Annotated in this window: 11 protein-coding genes; 9 read left to right on the top strand and 2 right to left on the bottom strand. The window is 39.9% G+C overall.

Annotated elements, in window-relative coordinates:
- Positions 1-7: 7 nt before the first annotated feature.
- From DYE54_RS09095 to DYE54_RS09130, 8 genes are all read left to right on the top strand, one after another.
- Entirely contained in the window at positions 8-787 is a 780-nt protein-coding gene (locus DYE54_RS09095) for a M48 family metallopeptidase (protein WP_115310925.1), read from the top strand.
- A 165-nt stretch (positions 788-952) separates the two neighbouring features.
- Entirely contained in the window at positions 953-4,363 is a 3,411-nt protein-coding gene (locus tag DYE54_RS09100) for a DNA polymerase III subunit alpha (protein ID WP_115310926.1), read from the top strand.
- A 77-nt stretch (positions 4,364-4,440) separates the two neighbouring features.
- Positions 4,441-6,189, top strand: coding sequence for a pyruvate kinase (gene pyk, locus DYE54_RS09105; protein ID WP_115310927.1), 1,749 nt, complete (start codon positions 4,441-4,443; stop codon positions 6,187-6,189).
- 58 nt (positions 6,190-6,247) lie between these two features.
- On the top strand, positions 6,248-6,946 hold the full coding sequence (locus DYE54_RS09110) for a Bax inhibitor-1/YccA family protein (protein WP_115310928.1): 699 nt from the start codon (positions 6,248-6,250) through the stop codon (positions 6,944-6,946).
- Between the two features lie 12 nt (positions 6,947-6,958).
- Positions 6,959-7,852 (top strand): LysR family transcriptional regulator, encoded by an 894-nt coding sequence (locus DYE54_RS09115; protein ID WP_115310929.1) that lies wholly within the window; start codon positions 6,959-6,961, stop codon positions 7,850-7,852.
- 359 nt (positions 7,853-8,211) lie between these two features.
- Positions 8,212-9,456, top strand: coding sequence for a citrate lyase acyl carrier protein (citD, locus tag DYE54_RS09120; protein WP_115310930.1), 1,245 nt, complete (start codon positions 8,212-8,214; stop codon positions 9,454-9,456).
- The gene (gene citF, locus DYE54_RS09125; protein ID WP_115310931.1) at positions 9,446-10,999 is read left to right on the top strand and encodes a citrate lyase subunit alpha; all 1,554 of its coding nucleotides are present in this window, start codon (positions 9,446-9,448) and stop codon (positions 10,997-10,999) included. The genes citD and citF overlap by 11 nt, the downstream gene beginning before the upstream one ends.
- Before the next feature lie 157 nt (positions 11,000-11,156).
- Positions 11,157-12,485, top strand: a complete 1,329-nt coding sequence (locus DYE54_RS09130; RefSeq protein WP_115310932.1) for a CitMHS family transporter — start codon at positions 11,157-11,159, stop codon at positions 12,483-12,485.
- A gap of 134 nt (positions 12,486-12,619) precedes the next feature.
- Here DYE54_RS09130 and DYE54_RS09135 read toward each other — a convergent pair whose 3' ends face one another.
- Positions 12,620-13,093, bottom strand: a complete 474-nt coding sequence (locus DYE54_RS09135) for a hypothetical protein (protein ID WP_115310933.1) — start codon at positions 13,091-13,093, stop codon at positions 12,620-12,622.
- Positions 13,094-13,098: 5 nt separating this feature from the next.
- Positions 13,099-14,028, bottom strand: coding sequence for a LysR family transcriptional regulator (locus tag DYE54_RS09140; protein WP_115310934.1), 930 nt, complete (start codon positions 14,026-14,028; stop codon positions 13,099-13,101).
- 613 nt (positions 14,029-14,641) lie between these two features.
- Between DYE54_RS09140 and nifJ the strand changes: the two genes are divergently transcribed.
- The gene (gene nifJ, locus DYE54_RS09145) at positions 14,642-18,172 is read left to right on the top strand and encodes a pyruvate:ferredoxin (flavodoxin) oxidoreductase (protein ID WP_115310935.1); all 3,531 of its coding nucleotides are present in this window, start codon (positions 14,642-14,644) and stop codon (positions 18,170-18,172) included.
- The last annotated feature ends 51 nt before the right edge of the window (positions 18,173-18,223 follow it).

The raw sequence follows: 18,223 nt of genomic DNA on the forward strand, positions 1-18,223 counted from the left end.
CGATGCTATGACTAGATGGTTACAACGTTCAACGCGAAAACCAAAATCTGAAACTTACGAGTTGCGGATTGCTGGCGAAGTTGTGCCCTATACAGTAACGTGGAAAACCATTAAGAATATTAATTTGCGTGTTATGCCCGATGGCGCTGTAAAAGTATCAGCGCCGTGGCGTACATCGTTGCCTGTCATTTCACGATTTGTGGATGAGCATACGGGCTTTATTATTAGAGCTCGGCAACGATTTGCAGCGCATCAGAAACCTGTAGTGCCCCCGACATATGAGACGGGGGCCTTGTTTCGTATTCTGGGCTATGAGGTTACGTTGCAGGTTGTATTTTGTGAACCGAAACAGGCACCGTATGTGACTTGGAGTGAAAGTGAGCCAGCTGTTATATATATGTATGTGAAACCTAACAGTACACCTGCTGATAGGGGGCAGCTTATGCTACGTTTTTGGGCGGGGTTATGTGAATCCGTTGTTAAGGATATGCGTGATCAAGTCTATAATCGCTATATTGAGGCTGGTTATGATGTGCCTTATCCAAGTTTGCGCATTCGCAAGGCCAAAACTCGTTGGGGATCTTGCTCTTTGCGGACACAGCGGATTATGATTAATGAGCAATTACTCTTGGGGCCTCGCCACTTTTTAGAATATGTAATGATTCATGAGTTTGCTCATTTTATACAGCCTAATCATTCGGCTAAATTTTGGCGGGTGGTGGCTGAGTTTATGCCACAATGGCAAACGATTCGTCATGAATTGACGGCCTATTTTAGAGGCTATTGATGGGAGCTATAGAGATGATGGTTAGCTAGGTAAACGAGCTGGTTTCATAGCTAATAGACGAACAAACTTGTGGTTTGTGATATAATTAAATAAGGTACAGAATTGGGACTGACCTCTTGGTCGGTCCTTTTTATATAAAATAAATCTGATGTAAAGGAGGAACCTATGAAACCATTTGTTCACTTGCATGGTCATACGGAATATAGTTTACAAGACGGCATTAGTCGTTTGCCACAGATGGTGGCACGAGCTAAAGAATTAAATATGCCAGCGTTAGCGATTACGGATCATGGGAACATGTGTGGGGCCATCTATTTTTATAAAGAAGCCGTTAAGGCAGGGATTAAGCCTATTATTGGTTGTGAAGTGTATGTCACATCAGGAAGTCGTTTTGATAAAGATATGAATACGGCTAAACAAGAGCGATTAAAACATCTAATTTTGTTGGCGGAAACAATGGAAGGCTATCAAAACTTAACAAAGATTGTTTCGCGTGGTTTTACAGAAGGTTTTTATCGTAAGCCCCGTGTTGACCATGAGATATTGCGTAGCCACAGTAAAGGTCTTATAGCCCTTAGTGCTTGTATTCAGGGGGAAATTCCACAATGTATTTTACAGGAAAATCCTGAAGGGGCTCGTCGTGCTTTAGAAACATACATTGACATATATGGGACGGAGAATTTTTTCTTAGAAATACAGAATCATGGTTTACCGGCGGAAGTAAAAGCACAGGAAGCATTGCTCGCACTGGCTAAAGAATATGGTGTAGGCATAGTTTGTTCTAATGATTTTCACTATGTGTTAAAAGAAGATGCGGATGCACAGGATATTAAAGTCTGTATTGCTACGGGTGCGAAAGTAGCTGAAGAAAAGCGTTTAAAGTTTCCTAATGATGAATTTTATATGAAAAGTGGCGACGAAATGGAGGCTTTATTTGGGCATATTCCAGGAGCAATGGAGAACACGTTAGCCATTGCAGAACGTTGCAACGTAACTTTTAATTTTGATGAACATCATTTGCCGCATTTTGATGTTCCAGAAGGTGAAACTGCGACTACCTATTTACGTCATCTTTGTGAACGGGAAATTCCTCGTCTCTATGGGACGGTAACACCAGAATTACAGGAGCGTCTTGATTATGAATTGTCTGTTATTGCGCAAATGGGGTTTGATGATTATTTTCTAATTGTGTGGGATTATGTGCGCTATGCTAGAGAACATGACATTTTAGTTGGCCCTGGTCGTGGCAGTGCAGCCGGTTCAGTAGTTGCTTATTTACTAGGTATTACGGGTCTTGATCCATTGAAATATAATCTACTATTTGAACGGTTCCTCAACCCAGAACGTATTAGCATGCCTGATATTGATATTGACTTTTGTTACGAAAAACGTGGTAAAGCCATTGAATATGTAACGCAAAAATATGGTCAAGCACGGGTGGCACAGATCATTACTTTTGGTACGGAGGCGGCGCGGGCCGTTATTCGTGACGTAGGGCGTGTCCTTGATCATCCATTACCAGAAGTGAATCGATTAGCTAAGATGATTCCCAATGAATTAGGAATTACCTTAGATAAAGCGCTTAAAGGTAAAGAATTGAAAGCAGCCTATGAAAGTAGTCCGCAAGTTAAACAACTTTTTGATTACGGACGTAAATTAGAGGGGATTGTACGCAATGCATCTACCCATGCGGCGGGGGTCGTAATCTCGGCGGCGCCTTTAGAAGACCATGTGCCAATTCAAAATGCCAATGATAGTGGCTTTGTTACGCAATATGATAAAGATAACATTGAAGAACTAGGCCTATTAAAAATGGACTTTTTAGGCTTGCGTACGTTAACTGTTATGGGCGATGCGTTAAGTCTTATTAAGGCGAATCGGGGCATTGATTTGGATTTGGATGCCATTCCACTTGATGATAAGGCGGCTTGTGAATTGCTGACTAAAGGGGATACACCTGGTGTGTTTCAGCTGGAGTCAGAAGGGATTACCAAGCTTGTCATGGATTTACGGCCAACACATTTTGAAGATCTCATTCCACTAGTGGCGTTATATCGACCAGGCCCTTTAGGTAGTGGCATGGTGGAAGATTTTATTAAGCGCCGTCACGGTGAAATGGCTATTACCTATTTACATCCATTATTAGAGCCTATTTTAAAAGATACCTTTGGGGTTATTTTATACCAAGAACAGGTTATGCAGATTGCCTCGGCCATGGGGGGCTTTTCATTGGGACAAGCCGATTTAATGCGTCGTGCTATGGGCAAGAAGAAAGAATCTGTCTTAAAAGCACAGCGTGAATCCTTTATTGAAGGGGCGACAAAGAATCATATTGATCCAGCTATTGCTAATGAAGTCTTTGATTTGCTTGTATATTTTGCTGGTTATGGTTTTAATAAATCTCATAGTGCGGCTTATGCGTATATTGCGTATCAAACAGCCTATTTAAAAGCGCATTACTATCCTGAATTCATGGCGGCTACTATGACGAGTTTCATGACGAATGTAGATAAATTAACGTATTATATTAATGATTGTAAAAAGCATGGTGTTGAAGTATTAGGGCCAGATATTAATTATGGGGAACAAGCTTTTGCAGTACAAAAGGGAGCAATTCGTTTTGGTCTAGGTGGTGTAAAAAGTGTTGGTGATAATGCAATTGAGCAATTATTACTAGAACGTCAGGCTAATGGCTTATATACGTCGATTCTTGATTTTTGTAAGCGCGTTGATTCTAAAGTTGTGAATAAGCGGCTATTGGAAAGCTTAATTCGTAGTGGTGCTATGGATAGTTTCAAAGAAAACAGGAATCAACTGTTAGCTATGTATGAAGGGGCACAAAGTTTAGGACAACGTTTGCAAAAAGAAGAAGCGCGTGGCACTATGAGTCTTTTTGGCGATGATTTGGCCGTTGAAGAAACGATTGAAGTTCCTGATTTACCAGATCTGCCATCGGAAGAGAAATTGCGTGATGAAAAAGAATATACGGGCTTTTATATTACGGGACACCCATTAAATTCGTTTGCCGAAGAGTTAAAAGGCTTATTTGAGATGGGGAAGTTAAATGAAAATCCTGAACAATATGATGGACAGACTGTGACGGTAGGCGGGCTTATTGTTGATAAATCTGATAAAGTGACACGGCGTAATGATATTATGTCCGTATTGCGTTTAGAGGATTTTTCTGGGGCCGCCACGATTGTAGCGTTTCCACAAGTCTTTCAACAAAGTCAGGCTTATTTGGCGGTGGATATGGCAGTTCGCATTACTGGCCACATTGATGCGGATGAAAAAGGCGTACAGATTATTGCTGATTCCGTGAAACCTTTAAAAGTCAATTATGAAGGGGCTAAGCAAGTAATCTTACACATTCGCCCGGGGTTTGATACGGCAGAAGCAAGTAATGGCTTAAAAAAATTATTGCTTGAAACAGATGGGACAGTTCCAGTCTCTTTCTACCTACATCGACAACGCAAACGAATTAATGTAGCTAAGGAATATTTTATCAAGCCTGGGACTCAAATATGCCAAGCTATCGAAAAAATTTTAGGACCTGATAGTGTAGAAATTATGTAGAATACTGGTGTATAATGGGTACTATGAAGGGAAAACATAGGCTTTATATCAATCCATTATAAGTGAGGTATTCTACTATGAAGAAAACTAAGATTGTTTGTACTATTGGACCGAGCACAGACGCACCTGGTGTGTTGGAACATATGTTAGAAGCGGGCATGAACGTGGCTCGTTTCAACTTTTCACATGGCTCTTATGAAGAACATACAAAGCGCATGAATGCTGTTCGGGAAGCTTCACGTAAGACGGGGATTCCAGTAGCCCTTATGCTTGATACTAAAGGCCCAGAAATTCGCTTAGGTCATTTTAAAGAAGGTAAGGTTATGTTAGAAGCAGGCCAACCTTTTATTTTGACTATGCGTGATATTGAAGGAGATGCTACGATTTGCTCGGTTAACCATAAAGGGTTAGTTGATGACGTAACGGTAGGTTGTCAGATTTTATTATCTGATGGTTTGGTAACTTTGAATGTTGATAAGATTGAAGGCACTGAAATTTATACGACTATTCAAAATAGCGGTCCTATGAGTGATCGTAAGCGTGTTGCTGTACCAGGCGTGCCACTTAGTTTGCCACCAGTTTCAGAAAATGACATGGCCGACTTACGCTTTGGTTGTCAACAAGGGGTTGACTATGTGGCAGCTTCCTTTATGCAACGTGGTAGCGATGTAGTGGCAATCCGTCGCATTTTAGAAGAAGAAGGCAAGGATATTAAGATTATTTCTAAGATTGAAAACGAAGAAGGCATTAACAATTTAGATGATATTCTTCGTATGTCTGATGGCCTTATGGTAGCACGTGGTGATTTGGGAGTTGAAATTCCCGCTGAAGAAGTGCCAGTGCTCCAAAAAATGATGATTAGTAAATGTAACAAAGCTTCGAAACCGGTAATTACGGCTACGCAGATGTTAGAATCTATGACAAGTAATCCACGACCAACACGGGCGGAAGCGAGTGATGTGGCGAATGCGATTCTAGATGGCACTGATGCGGTTATGCTATCAGGTGAAACGGCTGGCGGTAAGTATCCTGTAGAAGCGGTACAGACTATGGCACGTATTGCGGAAGTAACAGAACATTCTACCTTGTATTGCAATATGGAACATCCATTTGTAGCTGATGTGGTGCAGACGACAGAAGCTATTAGTGCGGCTACGGTTACGGTGGCTAAGAACCTTGATGCTTCAGCCATTATTACATGCACCGAAACCGGTAAAACGGCCATGAGCATTTCACGAAATCGTCCATTGGCTAAGATTTTAGCGGTGACGCCCCATGAAGAAACGGTGCGTCGTGTTCAATTATATTGGGGTGTAGAAGCGGTAAAAGGTATGGGCCATGCTAATTCTGATGAAATGGTACATAGTGCGATTAGTGCTTCCTTAGCAGAAAATCATATTGAATCTGGTGACTTAGTAGTTATTACGGCCGGTGTGCCATCAGGTACAGCGGGGACGACTAATATGATTCGTGTTCATGTAGTAGGTCAAGCCGTATTAGCAGGCAATGGTGTTGGTAAAGGGGCTGCGACTGGTCGGGTATGCATTGCCTATGAAGCAGCTAAAGCACAGGCGATTTTCCGCGATGGTGATATTCTAGTTGTACGTACATTAGAAGCTGATTTAATGCCATTTGCTAAGCGGGCTAGTGCTATTATTGCGGCTGAAGATGGATTTACATCGGCGGCTGCGATTGCAGGCATTAATTTTGGCATTCCTGTTGTACTAGGGGTGTCTAATGCGGAACAAACAATTAAAGATGGAGAAGTTGTAACTGTGGATGGATCACGCGGTAAAGTATTTGAAGGGATTGCTAACGCTCGTTAGGACTCCTGTTGAGTTATACTGTGGTGATTCATAGCAGATAGAATATGAGGAGGTTTTTATGAATTACTCTATGCCGGTAAATGCAGAACAATCGGTAGTATCTCAAGTGGTTGCACGTAAATTGCGCAACTCTATGCTATGGATGGGGTGGGGTATTTTAACCACCTTTGTAACGTTATTGGCTGCGTTATTTAATCCGCAGTGGCTCAATATGGCTGCATCCAATTATAATATTATTTTACTTATTGAATTAGGTGTTGTTATTTTATTTAGTGCTCGTCAAATGAGTGCCAGTCTAACAGCCCTTAAAGGTATGTTTTTTATTTATTCGATTCTCAATGGCTTGACGCTGGCTGTGTTAAGTGTTGTTTATGGCAGTACGGCTTTCTTTTATGCGTTCTTAGGAACGGTGGCCTTCTTTGGTACGTTTGCTATCATTGGAGGTGTGATTAAAAAAGATTTGACATCTTGGTCTACCTACTTAATTGGTGCTGTCATTGCCCTTATCGTAGTTAGCCTATTGAATATGTTTTTCTTTAACAGTGGTTTGGTTAATCTAGCTTTAGGCGGTTTGGGGGTTATTATTTTTACCATCTTTACCGCCGTAGATGTGAACCGAATTAAAGGTATTTTAACGGCCGCAGCTCTTGAAGATGATGATGTGTTAGAACGAATTGAATTAATTGGCGCTTTAATGCTTTATTTGGATTTCATTAATATCTTCTTATCTATTTTGCGATTTTTCCGCAGAGACTAAGGAGGGCTTACTATGGATGAAAAAGAATGGCAAACCTTTGTTACCGTTGTAGCGGAAGGAAATATTACCAAAGCGGCGGATAAACTGTTTTTATCTCAGCCTGCTTTGAGTTACCGCTTGCGTCATTTAGAAGAAGACTTAGGTTGTCCTTTGTTGTTGCGTACTAATGAAGGGATTACCTTAACGCCGCAAGGAGAAGTCTTTCACACATATTGCCGTCGTATGCTAGAAGAAACTGAAAGTTTGAAGCAGTCCATTGGTGAAATGAGTGGTGAGATTCAAGGTACGTTAAAGTTAGCTTCTTCGATTAATTTTGCTGATTATCAGTTGCCTCACTTACTTAGTTTATTTACGAAGGAATATCCGAATATACACATTCAAGTTAAAACGGGTTATAGCTCACATGTAAATAAAATGTTTAATGGTGGCGAAGTTATGGTTGCCATTGCGCGCGGCAATTATAAAGAAGCGACTAATACCATTAAGCTCTTTGAAGAACCGTATTGTTTGGTCTATAAACAGGAAATCAGTCGTAAGGAGTTGGCTGAGTTGCCATGGGTACAGTATCGTACTGATGCGTCTATTTCAGCTATTGTAGAGAGTTGGCAAAGTGAAAACTTACCGGCCAACTTAGAACCTGCTATGGAACTTGATTCTATGGTAACATGCCGACATTTTGTGCGTGAAGGTCTTGGCTGGGCTATTCTACCGTATTTAGGCTTGGGAAGTTGTAAAGACGAAGGCATTTATGTAGAGCCTATTTATCAGAAAGATGGTAAGCCTTGGGTGCGGAGCACTTTTTTACATTTTAATGAAGTGAGCACTAAACTCATTGCGGCTAAAACATTTATTGATTATGTACGTGATTTTTATCAAAAACAATCACCTGTTAATATTGAATATTAAAGAATATAATTCATGAAGAATGCCTAATTATAGAGGCTTATAATGCTATATTTAAAATGCAATAGTGGTGGACAATTTACTAAAAATATAAAGAACCTTTAGTCGGTATAGGGCTAAAGGTTCTTTTATTATGCTATTTTTTAGGGATATTACATAAAGTTATGATTCTTATAAATTTAGGACGGATAAAAAATTTATAGCATGCATAATTCCTTTTTATTTTTCTTATAAAAATCCTGCTCGTATAATGGGTTCATAGGTTAAATAACGATTGGCTATACAGTCAAATTCGATTTCAGAATATATTGTAATTCTATGTAATGGTTAGCCTGTTGATTCGTTTGAAAGGATGCGAAGCTATGAACAAATTAGTAAAAGCAGCGACTGCTGGTTTTGACGAAAAACAAGATTGTCTTGTAACCGTTGAACCAATCGCAGCTGGTATTGAAGTAGAGTTAACTTCAAAAGTAAAACGCCAGTATGGTAAACACATCGAAGAATTAATTGTAAACACAGTTAAAGAAGCTGGCTATGATGGAGTAAAAGTTATTGCCGATGATAAAGCGGCTTGGGATTATGCTATTAAAGCTCGTGTACTCGGCGCTTTAGAACGTGGTTCTGAACCAAAACCGGCTGTAACACATGATGAAACTCGTCCGGTAGAAGTTAAAAATTTGCCATTATCAGAGGCTGCTAAAGCTCGTATTTCCCGTAGCATGATGTTTGTGCCAGGCAATACACCTAAAATGATTAACAGCGCTGATATTCACGGTGCTGATAGCTTGATGTTTGATATTGAAGATTCCATTCCTGTTACAGAAAAGGATACCGCTCGTTTGATGACTGCGGAAGCTTTAAAAAGCATGACATTCCGTTCTGAAACGGTAGTACGTATCAATCATCCAACACAAACGCCATATGGCTATGATGACCTTGATGTAATTGTACCAGCTAAACCAAACTTGATTCGTATTCCTAAAACAGAAGACGTATCTGAAGTTGAAATCGTAGCTCGTAAAATTGAAGAAGTTGAAAAAGCTAATGGTTGGGAAGAAGGTACGATTAATATTATCGTTGCTATTGAATCTGTAAAAGGTCTTTATAATGTACGTGAAATCTGCCATGGTCCTCGCGTCGTAGGTATCGCTCTTGGCGCTGAAGATTATCGTGCTGACCTTCGTACAGGTAAATCTAAACCAGCTGTTGAATTGACCTTTGCTCGTCAATCTATCTTGTTGGCAGCTCGTGAAGCCGGTATTCGTTGTGTAGATACTGTATTCTCTGACGTTAAAGATCCAGACGGTTTTGTAGAAGAAGTACAGTACATTAAAGCTCTTGGCTTTGATGGTAAATCTTGTATCCACCCAAGTCAGATTAAATTAGCTCATAAAGTATTTACACCTGATGAAAAAGAAATTGCTCATTCCGTTAAAGTATTGAATAGCTATGCCGATGCTTTGAAAAACAATAAAGGCGTTATTGCCGTTGACGGTAAGATGATTGATGGTCCTATCGTAGTTCGTGCGCAACGCATTGTAGATAAAGCACGTGCAGCCGGTATTAAAGTAGAAGTAGATGAAGGAGCTGAAATTAATGTTAAATAAAGCAAATCGCGAAATTCCAATGGATTTACCAGCTCTTGCGGGTCGTGAAGTATATCAAGGCGAATTCGCTGTTGAACCTAAAGTACGTCGCGCAGGTCGTCCTGTGGCTAAATATAATCAAGGCGGTGCTGATAAATTATTATCTTCCATTGATGAAGCTATTGAAAAAACAGGCTTAACCGATGGTATGACCGTTTCTTTCCACCATCATTTCCGTAATGGTGACTATGTTATGAAAATGGTTATGGAGCGTATTCAAGCTAAAGGGATTAAAGATATTACGGTGGCTTCCAGTTCTCTTAGTCCTTGTCATGACTTCTTAATTGACATGATTAAAGATGGCACGGTAACCGCTATTGAAACTTCTGGTCTTCGTGATGCTCTTGGTAAATTCTTAACTAAGAATCCTGGCGTTTTGAAACGCCCTGTAGTGATTCGTTCTCATGGTGGTCGTGCGCGTGCTATCATTGCTGGCGAAGTTCACATCGACGTAGCTTTCATGGGTGCCCCTACTTGTGACCGTCGTGGTAATTTTACTGGTATGCAAGGTAAATCTGCTTGTGGTGCGCTTGGCTATGCTATGGTTGACTCTCACTATGCAGATAAAACAGTAGCAATTACAGATAACTTAGTTGATTATGTATACCCATATTCTGTGCCTCAAACAGATGTAGATTATATTGTTGAAGTAGAAGCGATTGGTGATCCTGAAGGGATTGCATCGGGTGCAGTTGGTTTCACAAAGAACCCTGTACAGATTAAAATCGCTGAAATGGCTGCTGAATTCCTTGATCAAGCAGGCATTATTAAAGAAGGTTTCAGCTTCCAGCTCGGTGCTGGCGGAGCGCCTTTAACAGTGGCTAAATTCATCGGTCAAAAACTTAAAGAACAAGGTGTTAAAGCTGGTTTTGGTATTGGTGGTGCTACCGGTATCTTAGCAGGTATGTTAGAAGACGGTTTGATCAATGCAATCTATGATACTCAAACATTTGATACTGTGGCAGCCGCTTCATTACATAAAAACCCTGCACATATTGAAATGAGTGCTTCTATGTACGCTGATCCTTGGACTGACAACATGACTAATTATCTTGATGTTGTATTCCTTGGGGCGACTGAAATTGATACAAACTTTAATGTTAACTGTATGACAGATTCCAATGGCGTTCTTATGGGTGCTTCTGGTGGTCATAGTGATACAGCAGCTGGTGCTAAATGTACAGTTATTACTTGTCCATTAGTACGAGGTCGTTTACCTATGATTCTTGATAGTGTGCAGACAGTTATTACGCCAGGCGAATCAGTAGACGTAATTGTTACTGAACGTGGCATTGCTATCAACCCTCGTCGTACTGATTTAATTGAACGTTTCAAAGATTCCAATTTGCCAATTTACACAATTGAAGAATTGCAAAAATTAGCCTTTGATCTTGTTGGTAAGCCAGAAGGGGTTACCGTAAGTGATAAAGACGAAGATGTAGTGGCTATTGTTGAATATCGTGATGGTACTATCATTGATGTAGTGCGTAAACCACTAGATTAAGTTATACATTTTAAAGGCCTACCTAGTAGGGCTCCTCGTAAGGAACAACTTTGACAGCTGAGGATTAGCTAGTCTAGTCCTCGCTGCCAATTTATTTGGCAGAGCTTCAAATTAGTTTATATATTTATTTTTCTTTTTTGAAAGGAGTTTTCTCGCAATGTTTTTAGGTATTCTTGGCCTATTGATGATTGTTATCATCGTTTGGTCCCTAATTCAATCTAAAACAAATCCAGTGCCGATTTTCGTAATCGTGCCAATTATTATGGCTGTTATTGCTGGTTTTGGTCCATCTGACATTTTTACATTTATTCAAGCAGGTGTATCTAAGACTTGGTCCACAGCGGTATTATTTATCTTCTCTATTGTATACTTCTCCTTGATGAGTGATGTTGGTTTATTTGATCCTTTGGTAAATTATTTGGCTAAAAAAGCCGGCAATAATATTATGTTAGTTACCATTGCAACTGCACTTATCGCTGTAGTAGGTCACTTGGATGGTGCATTAGCATCTACATTGTTAATCACAATTCCAGCTATGCTTCCTATTTATAAGAAGTTACACATTCGTCCTGTAACTTTGGTATGTATCATTGGTGCCGCTATGAGTATTATGAACTTAGTACCATGGGGTGGCCCAGTAGCTCGTACAGGCGTTGTATTGAATGCTGACGTAAATGCATTATGGCAGGCGTTGATTCCATTACAAGGTGTAGGTTTGGTAATCTTGATTATATTTGCTGCTTACATGGGTATGGTTGAAAAACGTCGTGGTGCAGGCTTAAATCCAACTGGTGAAGCTGCTTTGTTAGATTCCTCTTTAGTACCAACTGATGGCAATGTAACTTCTGAAGATTTAGAAGCTATGAAACGTCCTAAATTATTATGGTTCAACGGTTTATTGACATTAGTCGTTATTGGTTTACTTTGCTTCACTAAGATTCCGCTTTACGGGGCCTTTATGTTTGGTCTTGCTATTGCTTTAATCGTAAACTTCCCTGGTGCTAAAGCACAGTCTAAAGCAATTAAAATGCATGCTGATACAGCTTTGACCATGCCTATGATTTTATTGGCTTCTGGTGTATTCCTTGGTGTATTAAGTGGTACAAAAATGATGGATAACATGGCTTCCATGTTGATTACATTAGTACCTGATTTCCTTGGTGGTCATTTACAGACTATCTTCGGTATTCTTGGTGTGCCAATCGGTATGTTGCTTGGTACTGACTCCTACTTCTTTGGTCTTGTTCCATTGGCTATTAGTGTAGGTGAAAAATTTGGTGTAAACCCTCAAGATATGGCTATGGCTATGTTGATTTCTAAAAACTATGGTGTATTAGTAACCCCTCATGCGGCGACTACATTCTTAGCTTGTGGTTTAGCAGGTATTGAAATTAAAGATATGTTGAAATTCTGTGCTCCACGCTTGTTCATCATGTCCTTGATTTCCTTGGCTTGTGGCGCTATGTTAGGTTTATTCCATATCTAATATTGACTAGGAAAAACTCGCTTATAATTTTCTAGCTACATAAAAAGAGCCTCGAATAAAACGATTGTATCGTTTATTCGAGGCTCTTTTTATTATTGGATTCAGGGAACACCTTAGTTGTGAGGTGTTCAAAACTAGGGTGTTTCTTCATTAAAAATACTTTCACCTGGTTGTAATGGATTAGGAACGCGGCCTGGATTACTAGTAAAATCTTTTAAATCTGGCTTAGTAGGCGTTTCTTGGGGCACGGCTAATTCTGGATGTAGCCATTCTAGTTGCATGAGTCGCCATTGAAAGGCGTGCGTTTCTTTTTGCAATTGCCAAATATCTTTTTCCGCGACTTTTAATCGAGCAGCATGGGCATTACTAATGTGTTCAAGATTAGTAATGCGATAATCAAAACTGTCCATATCGCTCATATTGTATTGGCCATAGACTCTGGTAGCCAATTCATCAATTTGAGCTTGTTGATAGGCGATATAAGCAGCCATACTAATAATAAGTAACCACAGCCAGGTGGTCGTACCTTTACTTAGTTCAGCAAGCTTTGATAGCAATTTATTCGTGTGCTGTGATGATTTAGGGTTGCGAGGGCACTCCTCACTCATGATACTTATTTCCCTTCTATAGAAATAGAACCAGTTGGTAATGGTAATTTAGCCGTTACAAAATCTAACCACAAGCGAGAAGCGTGGGAAAGATAATGACCTTTTTTCCAAATTACATATAATGTGTGTGTAATTTCAGGACGTACTAATGGACGGACTACTACATTAGTACCCACTTTAGTATTTTCACCTTTAGTAGGGCAGAGGCGACTTGGTAATAAGGCAATCGCTAGATGAGCACCTACAGTTTGTAACATTAAGTCCCGTTGGCTAGTTTCAAAGACGATATGAGGTTGGAACCCAGCATGTTTACAAGATTTAACGATTTCGTCATGGAGATTGAAATCATCTTTGTGAAGCACGAAGGATTCTTCCGATAACATATCAAGAGAAATTTCTTTTTCTTTTGCTAATGGATTATCGCGTGGCAAGATGACACATAAAGGATCACTTGTGAGATAGAAGGATTCAAATTCTTTAGGATTTGGTTTGGTACAAATAATCCCGATATCAATAAGACCTTCTTGTACACTAAGTTCAATTTTTTTGGAACCATGTTCAAATAACTCTAAATCAATTTGAGGATACGCTCGTTTAAACTCACCCAATAACTGTGCAAAGATAGGAGCATCCGTAATTGGTGGTAGGCCAATTAAAATAGAACCTTGTTCTAAACGGAATTCATTCTCAAAATCTACTTTTAGATGTTCAAACATGAATACAACGCGTTTAGCGTGGGTTAAGAAGATGGTACCCCCGTCAGTTAACTCTACTGATTTTGCATTACGCATGAATAAAACGACGCCTAACTCATCTTCGAGGGCTTTAATCGTACGACTAATAGCAGATTGCGAGATGTGTAAGTTACGTGCTGCTTTACTAAAACTTTTTTGATCGGCTACTTCTACGAAGTATTTTAAATGATGAAAATCCATAATACACCTCAGTTAGTTAAATAATATATAGAATATATAAAATACTCGAAACCACTTTTCAAGAATGCGTTAAACTCATGCACCATAGAAGGATGGCTCTAAAATGTTGAAAAACAACCTTATTGAAAAGCATTCGCAATATTGAGAACCTATGAAAAAATGTCAAGTTATTATCTCATAATTAGCAAATCAGATGTGCCTGTTTCAGTTGCTATATGCAGTCTATAATTGTATAATTAAGACATGAGGCTATATCGATTTGTTATTTTAGGAATGAAATAGGTCCTCCAAATGCAAAAGAGTTTTAATAGTATTATATTATTACATTTTTGCAAGATAGGCAATGCTTTTACAAAAAATACGACAAAGAATGCATTAATTTTTAACGTTCGTTGTTGCTTAATGTACAAAGCAATGCGGTTTAGAGCGATTTGCCAATATGTATGTCAAAAATTTATATGCAGTATAAAATCCTATAGTGTATTCAATATACTATAGGGTATTCACATGCTAAGACATAGATATGCGCTAGGTGCGGGGGAATTTGTTCCTGAGATAATAAGGGTAAGCAAGTGTAAAACTCATTCTTAATGCTTAAGGAGGCTTTTTTAACATGCGTAAAATGAAAACTATGGACGGCAACCAGGCCGCAGCTCACGTTGCATACGGTTTTACCGAAGTAGCAGCTATTTATCCAATCACACCGTCTTCTCCAATGCCAGAACACGTTGATGACTGGGCTGCCACTGGCCGTAAAAACATCTTCGGCCATAAAGTACAGGTTGTAGAAATGCAGTCTGAAGCTGGTGCTGCCGCTGCTGTACACGGTTCTTTACAAGCAGGTGCTTTAACAACTACATTTACCTCTTCTCAAGGTTTATTGTTAATGCTTCCAAACTTGTACAAAGTAGCTGGTGAATTATTACCAGGTGTATTCCATGTAGCAGCTCGTGCTCTTGCCGCTCACGCATTAGCCATTTTTGGTGACCACCAAGACGTTATGGCCGCTCGTGCCGCTGGTTGTGCAATGCTTTCCGAAGCTTCTGTACAAGAAGTTATGGACCTTGCTCCAGTAGCTCACTTAACAGCTATTAAAACTCGCGTACCATTCATTAACTTCTTTGATGGTTTCCGTACTTCTCATGAAATTCAAAAAATCGAAGTTCTTGACTATGAAGAATTAAAACCATTAGTAGATATGGAAGCGGTTGAAGAATTCCGTAAACGTGCTTTAAATCCAGATGCGCCTGTAACTCGTGGTACTGCAGAAAACCCTGATATTTACTTCCAGCATCGTGAAGCATCTAACCCATTCTACCTTGAAGTTCCAAATGTAGTAGAACACTACATGGCTGAAATCAACAAATTAACTGGTCGTAACTACCAATTATTCAACTACGTAGGTGCTCCAGACGCTACTGATGTTATCGTAGCTATGGGTTCTAGCTGCCAAGTAGTAGAAGAAACTGTTGATTACTTAAATAAACAAGGCCGCAAAGTTGGTTTAGTAAAAATTCACTTGTTCCGCCCATTCGCAACTGATCGTTTCGTAGCTGCTTTACCTAAAACAGTAGAACGCATTGCTGTATTAGACCGTACGAAAGAACCAGGCGCTTTGGCTGAACCTTTATTCTTAGATGTACAGGCTGCTTTAGTACAGAACGACATTAATGCTAAAGTATATGGCGGTCGTTATGGCTTAAGCTCCAAAGACGTTATCCCTGCAGATATCGTATCTGTATTCGATAACATGTTAGCGGATGCTCCTAAACGTTTCTTCACATTAGGTATTGAAGACGACGTTACGAACTTGTCCTTGAAACGTGCTGAAGGTGTTTCCATTACAGCTGAAGGTTTAACTGGTTGTAAATTCTGGGGCTTCGGTTCTGACGGTACTGTAGGTGCTAACAAATCTGCTATCAAAATCATCGGTGACTACACTGATATGTATGCTCAAGCATACTTCGACTATGACTCCAAAAAATCTGGTGGCGTAACAATGTCTCACCTTCGTTTCGGTAAGACTCCAATCAACAAACCTTACCTTGTAACGGAACCAGAATTCATTGCTTGTCATCGTCAGTCCTATGTTCATGAATATGACCTTCTTCGTGGTATTAAACAAGGTGGTACATTCTTATTGAACTGTACTTGGACTCCTGAAGAATTAGAAGAAAAATTACCAGCAAGCTTACGCCGTACAATTGCTGAAAAAGAATTAAACTTCTACATCATCAACGCTGCTGAAATCGCTCGTGAAATCGGCTTAGGCGGTCGTATCAACATGATTTGTCAGGCTGCATTCTTCAAATTGACAAATATCATCCCTGTTGATAAAGCTATTGAATACCTTAAAGATTCCGTTGAAAAAACTTACGGTAAAAAAGGTCAAAACGTTGTTGACATGAATAACGCAGCTATCGACAAAGGCGTTGACGCTCTTGTTAAAATTGATGTACCTGCTTCTTGGAAAGATGCTGTTGACAATGCAGCTAAAGAAGCAAAACCAGGCTGTGCTTCTTGCCCAAGCTATGTAGAAAACATCTGCCAACCTGTAAATGCTCAAGCTGGTTATGATTTACCTGTAAGTACATTTGCTGGTTATGAAGATGGTACATTACCTGCTGGTACAGCTGCTTATGAAAAACGTGGTGCTGCTTTATTCGTTCCACACTGGATTAAAGAAAACTGTATCCAATGTAACCAATGTGCGTTCGTATGTCCACATGCTACCATTCGTCCTGTATTAGCTACAGCTGAAGAAGTAGCTGCTGGTCCTGACAACTTCGAAGCAATCCCAGCTCTTGGTGCTAAAGATCTTCAATTCCGTATTGCTGTATCTCCACTTGATTGCTTAGGTTGCTCCAACTGTGTTAATATCTGTCCTTCCCCTAAAGGAAAAGCAATTGAAATGCGTCCTATCGATGGCGAAATGGAATTTGCTGAAACTTGGGATTATGCAGTTAAATTACCAGTAAAAGCTAACCCAATGAAGAAAGAAACTGTTAAAGGTAGCCAGTTCGAAACTCCACTTCTTGAGTTCTCCGGCGCTTGTGCAGGTTGTGGTGAAACTCCATATGCTCGTTTGATTACTCAATTATTCGGTGATCGTATGGTAATTGCTAATGCTACTGGTTGTTCCTCTATCTGGGGTGCGTCCATGCCAGCTTCTCCATACACTACTAACCAACAAGGTCAAGGTCCTGCATGGGGCAACTCCTTGTTCGAAGATAATGCTGAATATGGCTATGGTATGTTCGTAGGTGCTCAAAAAGTTCGTGCTCAATTAGCTGAAACAGCTCAAGTTGTTGCTGAAAAAGCCGCTCCTAGCTTGAAAGCTGCTATCGAAAACTGGATCGAAGGTAAAGACCAAGGTGAAGGTTCTCGTGAACGTGTAGCTGAATTAGTAAAAGAATTAGAAGCTGCAGAACAAACTGAAGAAGTTAAAGAAATGCTTGCTAAGAAACAATACTTAGTAAAACGTTCTCAATGGATCTTCGGTGGTGACGGCTGGGCTTATGATATCGGTTTCGGCGGTCTTGACCATGTATTAGCTTCTGGCGAAGACATCAACGTATTTGTATTCGATACTGAAGTTTACTCCAACACTGGTGGTCAGTCTTCTAAATCCACTCATACAGCTGCTGTAGCTCAGTTCGCTGCTTCTGGTAAACGCACTAAGAAGAAAGACCTTGGCATGATGGCTATGACTTATGGCTATGTATATGTAGCTCAAGTATCCATGGGTGCTGATAAAAACCAATTAATGAAAGCTATCACTGAAGCTGAAGCATATCCAGGTCCATCCTTAATTATCGCTTACGCTCCATGTATCAACCATGGTATTAAAGGCGGTATGGGTAATGCTCAGGAAGAACAACGTCGTGCAGTGGCATCTGGTTACTGGGATCTTTACCGTTACAACCCAGCTCTTAAAGAAGCTGGTAAGAACCCATTCAGCTTGGATTCCAAAGAACCAACTGAAAGCTTCCGCGACTTCTTAATGAACGAAGTTCGTTATGCTTCCTTGAAGAAAGCTGCTCCAGAAATGGCTGAAGAATTATTCGAAAAAACTGAAAAAGATGCTATTGAACGTCGTAAATCCTACGTTCGTCTTCAAAAAGGTTTTGACGAAGTACAATAATTCAAAACTACAATTAGACTTTAGTAGTTGCTAAGCTTACAATGAAGTAAG

Origin of the sequence: Veillonella criceti, assembly GCF_900460315.1 — a bacterium.
Lineage (GTDB): Bacteria > Bacillota > Negativicutes > Veillonellales > Veillonellaceae > Veillonella_A > Veillonella_A criceti.

Excerpts from the sequence above, each read along its gene's own strand:
- citD (WP_115310930.1), top strand. The coding sequence starts at position 8,212 with ATGAACAAATTAGTAAAAGCAGCGACTGCTGGTTTTGACGAAAAACAA.
- DYE54_RS09100 (WP_115310926.1), top strand. The coding sequence starts at position 953 with ATGAAACCATTTGTTCACTTGCATGGTCATACGGAATATAGTTTACAA.
- nifJ (WP_115310935.1), top strand. The coding sequence starts at position 14,642 with ATGCGTAAAATGAAAACTATGGACGGCAACCAGGCCGCAGCTCACGTT.
- DYE54_RS09135 (WP_115310933.1), bottom strand. The coding sequence starts at position 13,093 with ATGAGTGAGGAGTGCCCTCGCAACCCTAAATCATCACAGCACACGAAT.
- pyk (WP_115310927.1), top strand. The coding sequence starts at position 4,441 with ATGAAGAAAACTAAGATTGTTTGTACTATTGGACCGAGCACAGACGCA.
- DYE54_RS09110 (WP_115310928.1), top strand. The coding sequence starts at position 6,248 with ATGAATTACTCTATGCCGGTAAATGCAGAACAATCGGTAGTATCTCAA.
- DYE54_RS09115 (WP_115310929.1), top strand. The coding sequence starts at position 6,959 with ATGGATGAAAAAGAATGGCAAACCTTTGTTACCGTTGTAGCGGAAGGA.
- DYE54_RS09140 (WP_115310934.1), bottom strand. The coding sequence starts at position 14,028 with ATGGATTTTCATCATTTAAAATACTTCGTAGAAGTAGCCGATCAAAAA.
- DYE54_RS09130 (WP_115310932.1), top strand. The coding sequence starts at position 11,157 with ATGTTTTTAGGTATTCTTGGCCTATTGATGATTGTTATCATCGTTTGG.
- DYE54_RS09095 (WP_115310925.1), top strand. The coding sequence starts at position 8 with ATGACTAGATGGTTACAACGTTCAACGCGAAAACCAAAATCTGAAACT.
- citF (WP_115310931.1), top strand. The coding sequence starts at position 9,446 with ATGTTAAATAAAGCAAATCGCGAAATTCCAATGGATTTACCAGCTCTT.